General features: G+C 71.3%; 4 protein-coding genes and 1 pseudogene. 3 read left to right on the top strand and 2 right to left on the bottom strand.

All coding sequences use genetic code 11. The annotated features are described in order from the left end of the window. The first annotated feature begins 270 nt into the window (after positions 1–270). Positions 271–2,097: a long-chain fatty acid--CoA ligase gene (locus H5J33_RS22950; RefSeq protein WP_181796796.1), complete on the top strand. Its 1,827-nt coding sequence runs from the start codon at positions 271–273 to the stop codon at positions 2,095–2,097. A 128-nt stretch (positions 2,098–2,225) separates the two neighbouring features. After that, positions 2,226–3,062, top strand: a complete 837-nt coding sequence (locus tag H5J33_RS22955; protein WP_181796797.1) for an aldo/keto reductase — start codon at positions 2,226–2,228, stop codon at positions 3,060–3,062. Positions 3,063–3,104: 42 nt separating this feature from the next. Here H5J33_RS22955 and H5J33_RS22960 read toward each other — a convergent pair whose 3' ends face one another. After that, positions 3,105–3,716, bottom strand: coding sequence for a hypothetical protein (locus H5J33_RS22960; RefSeq protein ID WP_181796798.1), 612 nt, complete (start codon positions 3,714–3,716; stop codon positions 3,105–3,107). Positions 3,717–3,918: 202 nt separating this feature from the next. Here H5J33_RS22960 and H5J33_RS22965 point away from each other — a divergent pair, with 202 nt between their 5' ends. Further along, a complete protein-coding gene (locus H5J33_RS22965) occupies positions 3,919–4,611 on the top strand; it encodes a glycoside hydrolase family 75 protein (RefSeq protein ID WP_181796799.1) in 693 nt (230 codons plus the stop codon). 35 nt (positions 4,612–4,646) lie between these two features. On the opposite strand, the pseudogene H5J33_RS22970 reads toward H5J33_RS22965, so the two are convergent. Further along, positions 4,647–5,129 (bottom strand): annotated as a pseudogene (locus tag H5J33_RS22970) (SAM-dependent methyltransferase); the annotation flags it as partial.

Here is a 5,129-nt window from a genome sequence, read left to right on the forward strand (position 1 = left end):
GGCCGGCCCACCAGGCCCGCGCGGATCCGGTCGCCGTAATCGGCCCGTACAGATTCGGTGGAGATTACGGTACCGAAACTTACGGTGCCGTCGGTGTTGTGTCCGACCCTTCCCCATGTGCGGGCATTTCCCGGCCGTCATGGAGGCGGAACGCGTGGTTTGCCCGGCTTCCGGAGCCCTCCCGCGCACGGATCGTGTGAGGTAGCTTTCACCGCGCTGTTGCGGTGCGTGGACCAGCACCACCGAGACGCGAGAAAACGGGGAGCGAGGTTGCGGGAGTTCACCAACCCTCCGCTGGTGTCGCCACCGCCGGCGGGCGGTCTGGCCGACATCGTCTTCGAGCACGCCCTGACCGATCCGCAGCACATCGCGCTCGGCCGCAAGGACGCCGCCGGGCAGTGGCGGGACGTGACCGCCGCCGAGTTCCGCGACGAGGTCATGGCCCTCGCCAAGGGCCTGCTGGCCGACGGTGTCCGCTTCGGCGACCGCGTCGCCATCATGTGCCGCACCCGCTACGAGTGGACCCTCTTCGACTTCGCCCTGTGGACCATCGGCGCCCAGGTGGTGCCCGTCTACCCCACCTCCTCGGCCGAGCAGTGCTTCTGGATGCTGCACGACGCCGAGGTGACCGCGGCCGTCGTGGAGCACGAGGACCACGCGATGACCGTCGCCACCGTCATCGACCGGCTGCCGCGGCTGCGCCGGCTGTGGCAGCTGGACGCCGGCTGTGTGCAGGAGCTGTACGACGCCGGAGCGCACCTGGACGACGAGGTGGTGCACCGGCACCGGCAGGCGGTCACCCCGGACTCGGTCGCCACCGTCATCTACACCTCCGGCACCACGGGCCGCCCCAAGGGCTGTCTGCTGTCCCACGGCAACTTCATGTGCGAGGCGGACACCGTGCTGCGGGGGTGGGAGCCGGTGTTCCACTCCAGGAAGGGCGACGAGGCGTCCACGCTGCTGTTCCTGCCGCTGGCGCACGTCTTCGGGCGGATGGTGGAGGTCGCCGCGATCCGCGGCCGGGTCCGCTTCGGGCACCAGCCGCAGCTGCACGCCGCCGCCCTGCTGCCCGACCTGGCCGCGTTCCGGCCGACGTTCATCCTCGCGGTGCCGTACATCTTCGAGAAGGTGTTCCACGCGGCCCGCCGCAAGGCCGAGCGGGAGGGCAGGTCGGGACCGTTCGAGAAGGCCGTCGACATCGCCGTGAAGTACGCGGAGGCGGTGGAGGCCAAGGCGTGGGGCACCGGGCCGGGCCCGTCGGCGGGGCTGCGGATGCAGCACCAGCTGTTCGACAAGCTGGTGTACGCCAAGGTCCGCGCCGCGATGGGCGGGCGGATCCGCAACGCGATGTCCGGCGGGTCGGCGATGGACCGCCGGCTGGGGCTGTTCTTCGCGGGCGCGGGCGTGCAGATCTACGAGGGCTACGGGCTGACCGAGTCGACGGCCGCCGCGACCGCCAACCCGCCCGGGCGCACCCGCTACGGCACCGTGGGCCCGCCCATCCCGGGCGTGACCGTGCACATCGCCGACGACGGGGAGATCTGGCTGCGCGGCGGCACCGTCTTCCAGGGCTACCTCAACAACCAGAAGGCCACCGACGAGACCCTGCACGACGGCTGGCTGGCCACCGGTGACCTGGGCGCGCTGGACGAGGACGGCTATCTGACCATCACCGGCCGCAAGAAGGAGATCCTGGTGACCTCCGGCGGCAAGAGCGTCTCGCCGGGTGTGCTGGAGGAGCGGGTCCGCGAGCATCCGCTGGTCGGCCAGTGCATCGTGGTCGGCAACGACCGCCCCTACATCGCCGCACTGGTCACGCTGGACCGGGAGGCGGTCGAGCACTGGCTCCAGATGCGCGGCAAGCCGGGGCTGACCGCGGCCGAGCTGGTGCGCGACGCGGATCTCGAGGCGGAGGTGCGGCGCGCGGTGGTGGCCGCCAACACGCTGGTCTCGCAGGCGGAGTCGATCCGCACCTTCCGCATCCTGGCCCAGCCGTTCACCGAGGAGCACGGCCTGCTGACGCCGTCGCTGAAGCTGAAGCGGAAGGCGATCGAGAAGGCGTACGCGAACGAGGTGGACGCGCTCTACCGCGTCTGACACCCCGCCCCCCGGCACCTCCGCGGGCCGGGAATCCGCGGTGACCCGCGCGGCCAGGAATGCGCAGCGGCCCGTGATCGTTGACCATGGGAGTAACACCTGTCGACAACCGAAGGACCAAGAGGCTCGTGAGCAGCAACGTCCCCCCGATCATCCTCAACAACGACGTCGAGATGCCCCAGCTGGGATACGGCGTCTGGCAGGTGCCGGACGACGAGGCCGAGCGAGCCGTCGCCACGGCACTCGAGGCCGGTTACCGCAGCATCGACACCGCCGCGATCTACGGCAACGAGGAGGGCACCGGCAAGGCCATCGCCGCCTCCGGCCTGCCCCGCGAAGAGATCTTCGTCACCACCAAGGTCTGGAACAGCGACCAGGGGTACGACGCCACGCTGCGCGCCTTCGACGCGTCGCTGGCGAAGCTGGGGCTCGACTACGTCGACCTGTACCTGATCCACTGGCCGCTGCCGTCCCGGGACGCGTACGTCGACACCTACAGGGCGTTCGAGAAGCTGTACGCGGACAAGCGGGTGCGTGCCATCGGCGTCTCCAACTTCCTGCCCGAGCACCTGCGGCGGCTGACCGAGGAGACCTCGGTCGTCCCGGCGGTCAACCAGATCGAGCTGCACCCGCACCTGCAGCAGCGCGAGTCGCGCGCCGTCCACGGGGAGCTGGGCATCGCCACCGAGGCCTGGTCGCCGCTCGGCCAGGGCAAGGGCCTGCTGGAGGTGCCCGCGATCGTGGCGATCGCGCGCAAGCACGACCGCACCCCGGCCCAGGTGGTGCTGCGCTGGCACCTCCAGCTGGGCAACATCGTGATCCCGAAGTCCGTGACGCCGTCCCGGATCAAGGAGAACATCGCGGTGTTCGACTTCAGCCTGGACGACGAGGACCTCGCGGCGATCAGCGCGCTCAACGAGGACCGGCGGCTCGGCCCGGACCCGGCCACCTTCGACATGGCCTGATCACCGGTACGGCCTGATCGCGGCCCGGCGCGGCGGCGCGGCTCAGTCGAGGCGCACGTCGGCGTACACGACCTCGAACTCCTCGAGGCCGACCACGTCGACGTGCGCCTTGGCCGACGCCTCGTGGCGCACGCCGGCCATGGCCGCCCGCGAGGCGGCCAGCGCGGCGCGGTCGGCGAACAGGGCGCCGGCCACGGCCCGTCCCCGCTCCCGGTCGAGCAGCAGGGAGGTCCGGCACAGTCCCGGCAGCGACTCGGCCCGGGGCACCACCGTGGCCCGGAAGGCGTCGACGACCAGGTCCGCGTCGCGCGGGTCGAACTCCAGCCGGGCGGCGCGCAGTCCGCCGCCCTGCCGGGGGTGCGCGACCTGGTGGTACACCGCGGCCTCGAAGTTGGCGACCGACAGCGTGCCGGCGAAGGGCTCCAGCAGCGCCTCGCGCCGCTCGCGCATGACCTCGTCGCTGTTGTGCCGCGCCGCCTCGGTCTCCCACCAGCTCACCGTGAGGAGTTTGCCGAGTTCGCGGTCCACGAAGACGCCCGCGCCCCGGTATCCCGGGCGTTCCTCCAGCAGATCCCGTCCCTCGCTGTTGAGCGACCGCACGGCCGTGTCCAGCAGCGCGGGATCACCGGTCGCGTACACCGCGCGTACGAACATGAGACTCGCCTCCGCAAACGGCGACCGTGAAACGGCCGGACGTCGAAGACACGCCCGACCCCACCAGTCTCCCCAGCGACCGCAATCACCGCAATGCGCACGCCTTTCAGCCGTTCGCAACCCGAGGGTTGACGAGGGCATGCCGTCGGGGCACGGTGGACGCACCCGGTAAGGAAACTTTCCTAACAGAAGGGTCTCCGCCATGCGCCTTCGAACCCTCACCCTCGCCGCGGCCTCCGGCACCGCCCTGCTCGCCGCCGGCCTGCTGCCCGCCCACGCCTCCGCCGCCGCCCCGAAGTCCGCCCAGGAGGGCACGGTCAGCGCCGCCGACCTGCTCGCCAAGGTGACGTCCTGTTCACAGATCTCCAACGGCAAGTACAAGACCGACGAGGAGACCTCGGCCACGGTCCCGGTGTGCGGCAAGAACGGCGCGGTGTTCTGGAAGGCGGACATGGACATCGACTGCGACGGCCAGCGCACCACCAACTGCAACGAGGACCGCGACCCCTGGTTCCAGGCCGACACCGCCTTCCACCAGTCCGACGGCAAGCCGCTGAAGGCGGAGACCCTGCCGTACGTCGTGGTGCCCAGCACCAGCGGCATCTGGAACTACTCGGACGCCGGGATCAAGGGCGGCGGTGTGGTCGCCGTCGTCTACAACAACAAGGTCGAGTACGCCGTCGTCGGCGACACCGGCCCCTCGGGCATCATCGGCGAGGCGTCGTACGCCACCGCCAAGGCGCTCGGCATCGACCCGGACCCCGAGACCGGGGGCGCGGACTCGGGGGTGACCTACATCCTGTTCAAGAACTCCAAGGTCTCCCCCATAGAGAGCCACAGCGCCGCGGTCTCCCTCGGGGACCAGCTGGCCAGGCAGTTCCTCGCGAGCAACTGAGACGTCCGTCGCCGGCGGCTGGACCGGCGCCCGGTTCAGCCCTGGCGGACGGCGGTGTGCACGGTGTACGCGCCGAGCACGAACACGTCCGGGCGTACGTGCACGCTCGCCGGGTCGGCGGGGTCCAGGAGCCGGTCGAGGGTGGCGCGGTCGTCGGCGTCCAGCGCCTCGCCGACGCCCTCGCGCACCCGGGACAGGTGCGCGGCGACATAGGCGCGGGCCCGGTCGCCGGCCGGGGCGGGCAGGTCGAGCAGGAAGGTGCGGGTGCCGGTGTGCTTCAGACCGGCCGCGGTCAGCAGGGCGGGCCAGTCCTCGGTCTCGGCGACGGAGCCCGGCAGCTCGGCCCGCATCCGGGCGAACCACTCCTCCTCCAGCGCGTCGAGCCGGGCCTGGAGTCCGGGGCGGCCGATGCCGGGGTCGCGGGGCAGGAAGCGGGAGGGCAGTCCGCCCTCCAGGAGGGCCAGGTCGAGGGCCTGATCAAGACCATCGCCGGCGACGGCCGCATCCACACCACGTTC

Source organism: Streptomyces sp. WELS2, assembly GCF_013870595.1.
Taxonomy (GTDB): domain Bacteria; phylum Actinomycetota; class Actinomycetes; order Streptomycetales; family Streptomycetaceae; genus Streptomyces.